Below are 3,932 nucleotides of genomic sequence, written 5' to 3' on the forward strand. Positions count from 1 at the left end.
TGTGCAGCTTCTCGCCCGTGTACTCCTGCGGCGACCGCACGTCCACCATGGGCAGCCCCGCCTGCATGTGCGCCTTGGTATCGGCGAAGTAAGCGCGGATACGCGAATCGTCGCGCTCACGCGCCACGTACGCCGACGCGGCGAACGTGGGCTTCGCTTCAGTGGTCTCGCGCCCCTCGGCCAGCCACTTCGCGCGGCCGCCGTCGAGCACGACGGTGTTGTCGAAGCCGAACAGCTGGAACACCCAGAAGGCATACGTGGCCCACCAGTTGTTCTTGTCGCCGTAGAAGACCACGGTGGTGCTGTCATCGATGCCCAACCGGCGCACGAGCGACTCGAAGCCGGCGCGGTCCAAGTAATCGCGCTCCACCTGATCGTTCAGATCCACGTGCCAGTCGAGCTTTTGCGCCCCCGGGATGTGCTCCACATCGTACAGCAGCACGTCCTCGTTGCACTCGAGCAGACGGAGCGACGGGTCGGAGAGGTGGTCGGCGAGCCACGCGGTACTCACGAGGCGCTCGGGGTGGGCGTAGCCCTTCGAAACGATGGCCGGGTCGGGGAGACCGGGCCGTGTGGTGACAGGAGTCATACGTCAACGCTAAGGCGTCTGCCCGTGAATGCAATCACATCGCCCGCTTCGGGGGTATGTTGATACGCATGGAACGCATTGACGAGTCGCTTGTAATGGTCGAGACCGGTGCAGCCATCGCTTACCGGCTGTTCGACGTGGGCTACGCCATCGATCTCGAGCGCGCCCTCGATCTGCTGGCCACCAGCGGTCCGGAACGGGTGCGGCCGGTGCGCGGTGAAGGGCAGGCGCTGCAGATCTCCAACCCACCCATCACGGTGCTGCTGGGGGGCGAGACGCTCATGCTCGCGAACCACTCGTACGACGTGGAGCTGTCGGCGCGCATCTTCGACTTCGGCGTGGTGTCGCTGCGTGTGAAGGTGCGGGCCGAACCGATGTGCCCCTGGACCGACTTCACGCTCTTCGGTCAGCGGCTGCATCAGCACCCATCGATCACGGCCATCGTCCAGCATCACCTGCGGCTGCTCACCGAGCGTATTGCGCCAGCGGTGGAGCGCCCCAGCATTGCCGCCTTGCACGAGGACTACACGGTGTTCCGTGTGGCGCGCATCCGCGGTGCCGACGGTGAACCGCTCGACGCCGATGCGCTCGCCGCGTTGGATGTCGCGCCGCTCCTCCTCAACGAAACCCGGCCGCTCAGCGCCGACGCCCGGCGCGAATTGCTGCCACACCGCTTCAGCTATTACGGCGACGATCTCGCCATTCTCACGTGGGACAACGCCCTCGTGGTGGAACCCGGCGAGCAGGACACCGACCTGCAGTACATCGTCGAGTTCGCGAATGCGCAGCTGCTCGAGCTCCGCTACTACGACGCGCTGCTCGACGCCGAACTGCCGCGTTTGTACGACGACATCGAGGCGGCGCGCGCCCGACACGCCGTGTTTCCCGGCCGGCGCTTCGCCGCGCTGCTGCAGCGCCTGCAGGCGCAGGTGGCCGACAGCACCGAACTGGTGGAACGCGTGGAGAACGCGCTCAAGGTCACCGACGACGTGTACCTGGCACGCGTGTACTCGGCCGCCCTCGAACTCTTCCGCGGCCGCACGTGGCGCGCAGGCATCGACCGCAAGCTCGCCATTCTGCGCGACACGTACGCGATGTTGAACGGGGAAGCGCAGGCGGCGAGAAGCGAGACGCTGGAAATCGCGATTGTGCTGCTGATTGTAGTGGAGCTGGTGGTGGGGCTGGCTCGTGCCTGAGGTCTGAGACCCGAGCGTCCAGCGGGAGAATCGAAGGGCCAGCGTGTGAGGTGCGCTCGGATAGAAGCGAGACGACCGCGATCCCGAGGTGAGAAGCGAGGCCGCACGCTCTCGCTTCTCACCTCGAGAATGCTGACCTCTCGCTTCTATCCAGGCTGGCTTCTGTCTCTCGCCCGTCGCGTCTCATTCTCACGTCTCGGGTCTCCCCCTCCCCGTCTCACGCTCGAATAGATTTCTGACGGTAGTCTCCTCTCGCCCCGGCCCATGCTTCTCGACCGCGATACGATCGCTTCCACTCTTGTCGCTTCCGGCGGCGCCTGGTTGCTCGGGTCCGCCTTGCTGCATTCCCGCAGCGGCAAGTGGAGCAGCGCGCAGCGCCGGGGGCTGGTGTACGCCGGCGTCGGGTTCCTCATGAGCGCGGCCGCGGCCCGCTGGCTGCAACACACGGGTAACCGTGGTGTCGCGATTTCCATCGTGGGCACCCTCTTCGCCATGCGCGGCATGTATATCTTGCTGAGGGAGCGGGCTCTGCAGTCGGCGGCCACACGACCGCCCAAGCCGCCCACGTCGGATTGAGTCCAAGCGCCAACGTTTTTCGGGAGATCGCAGGTTGGCCATGAAGCCGGAGATGGAGGCCTACTCGCGCCACGTCCTCGTGTGCACGGGTGGCTATTGCACCGAAAACCGCGCCGGGCGCGCCGTGTATGCCAAGCTCGCTTCCCTGCTGCAGCGACACGGCCTGCTCTTCGGCGCCACCCGCGTGAAGCGTAGCGAGGCGCCCTGCCTCGGCGTGTGCGCCGGCGGCACCATTGTGGCCGTGTACCCCGAGGGCGTGTGGTACCACGGCGTGACTCCCGAGAGCATCGAGCGCATCGTCGTGGAGCACCTCAAGGGCGGGCAGGTGGTGGAAGAGATGGTCTTCCACCGGCTCGGTACGGGAGCTGCTTCGACGGGCGACGCGGGCTAGCTCTGGGCTTCGGCTTGGGAACGCGCCAACACGGAGCTCGCCGAGGGTGGTGAGGACGCAGAGAACCGCACCAGCCAGAAAAAGGGGACCGCACACCCATGCGGTCCCCTTTGCTGTTCTACCTATGCTGTTTGGCTGTTCTCCGTGCCCTCACCCGCCTCGGCGATCTCCGTGTGGACGCGCTTCCCGAGCCCCTGAGCTGTCTCAGTACGCGCCGGCGATCTGACGCAGCGCCGCGATACGCTCTTCCGTCGGCGGGTGCGTGCTGAACCACTTGCTCACTCCGCGCATGCTGAACGCCGCGAGCGGGTTCACGATGGCCAGCGGGGCCGCGTTGGGGCTCACCTGCATGGGAATGCGACGCGCGCCCATCTCGAGACGCCCCAGCGCACTCGCGAGCGCCAGCGGCTTGCCGCTGATCTCCGCGCCCACCGCGTCGGCCTTGAACTCGCGCTGACGGCTGATCGCGAACTGGATCACCATCGCGATGATCGGGCCGATGATCATGATGAGGATCGCCAGCACCGGATTCGCGTTGTCCTCGTCGTCACGCCCGCCGCCGAAGAACATCGCGAACTGCGCGATGTTGCCGATGGCGCCCGCCATCGTGGCCGCGATCGTCTGCAGCAGCATGTCACGGTTCTTGATGTGCGCCAGCTCGTGCGCGATGACCCCCTCGAGCTCCTCGCGGTTCATCATGCGCATGAGCCCCTCGGTCACGCACACCACGGAGTTCTCCGGGTTGCGCCCCGTCGCGAACGCGTTGGGCTGGTCATGCGGCGCGATGGCCACGACGGGCATGGGTAGCCCCGCGCGCTGACGGAGACGGTCCACCATCTCGTACAGCTCGGGCGCCTGCTGCGCGTTCACCACCTGGGCGCCGTACGAGCGCAGCACCATGCTGCTCGAGCCCCAGTACATGAAGAGGTTCATCGCCGCGGCCATGAGCAGCCCCATGACGGCGCCGGAGCCGCCGCCGAGGAGCTGGCCGATGGCCATCACGAGGCCGGTCAAGCCGGCCATGAGCACGAAAACCTTGATGTTGTTCATAGTCGTTGCTGGTTATTTCCCGCTTCAGGTACCCGCACGAAAAAGGCGAGCCCTCGCACGAAAACCCACGGCCACCCACCGGCGGTCATGGAATTGCGTGTGAAGGTCTCGCCTGATGTGTCACATCCGA

The 3,932-nt window shown here is 66.1% G+C and carries 5 protein-coding genes; 3 read left to right on the forward strand and 2 right to left on the reverse strand.

Annotated elements, in window-relative coordinates; translation table 11 throughout:
• Nucleotides 1-589 (reverse strand): sulfurtransferase (locus tag ACIQ6O_RS14010; RefSeq protein WP_396208402.1); only part of this gene is annotated, 589 nt, incomplete at its 3' end.
• Between the two features lie 68 nt (nucleotides 590-657).
• Between ACIQ6O_RS14010 and ACIQ6O_RS14015 the strand changes: the two genes are divergently transcribed.
• The 3 genes from ACIQ6O_RS14015 (at nucleotide 658) to ACIQ6O_RS14025 (ending at nucleotide 2,752) form a co-directional block, all read left to right on the forward strand.
• Nucleotides 658-1,785: a hypothetical protein gene (locus ACIQ6O_RS14015; protein ID WP_396208403.1), complete on the forward strand. Its 1,128-nt coding sequence runs from the start codon at nucleotides 658-660 to the stop codon at nucleotides 1,783-1,785.
• Between the two features lie 264 nt (nucleotides 1,786-2,049).
• Nucleotides 2,050-2,361 (forward strand): hypothetical protein, encoded by a 312-nt coding sequence (locus ACIQ6O_RS14020; protein ID WP_396208404.1) that lies wholly within the window; start codon nucleotides 2,050-2,052, stop codon nucleotides 2,359-2,361.
• 40 nt (nucleotides 2,362-2,401) lie between these two features.
• Nucleotides 2,402-2,752, forward strand: a complete 351-nt coding sequence (locus tag ACIQ6O_RS14025; protein WP_396208406.1) for a (2Fe-2S) ferredoxin domain-containing protein — start codon at nucleotides 2,402-2,404, stop codon at nucleotides 2,750-2,752.
• Nucleotides 2,753-2,956: 204 nt separating this feature from the next.
• Here the strand turns inward: ACIQ6O_RS14025 and ACIQ6O_RS14030 are convergent, their stop codons facing one another.
• Nucleotides 2,957-3,802 carry a zinc metalloprotease HtpX gene (locus ACIQ6O_RS14030; protein ID WP_396208405.1) on the reverse strand — a complete coding sequence of 282 codons (846 nt, stop codon included), beginning with the start codon at nucleotides 3,800-3,802 and terminating at the stop codon, nucleotides 2,957-2,959.
• Nucleotides 3,803-3,932 lie beyond the last annotated feature (130 nt).

Source organism: Gemmatimonas sp. (assembly GCF_044345575.1).
In the GTDB taxonomy this organism is placed as follows: Bacteria; Gemmatimonadota; Gemmatimonadetes; order Gemmatimonadales; family Gemmatimonadaceae; genus Gemmatimonas.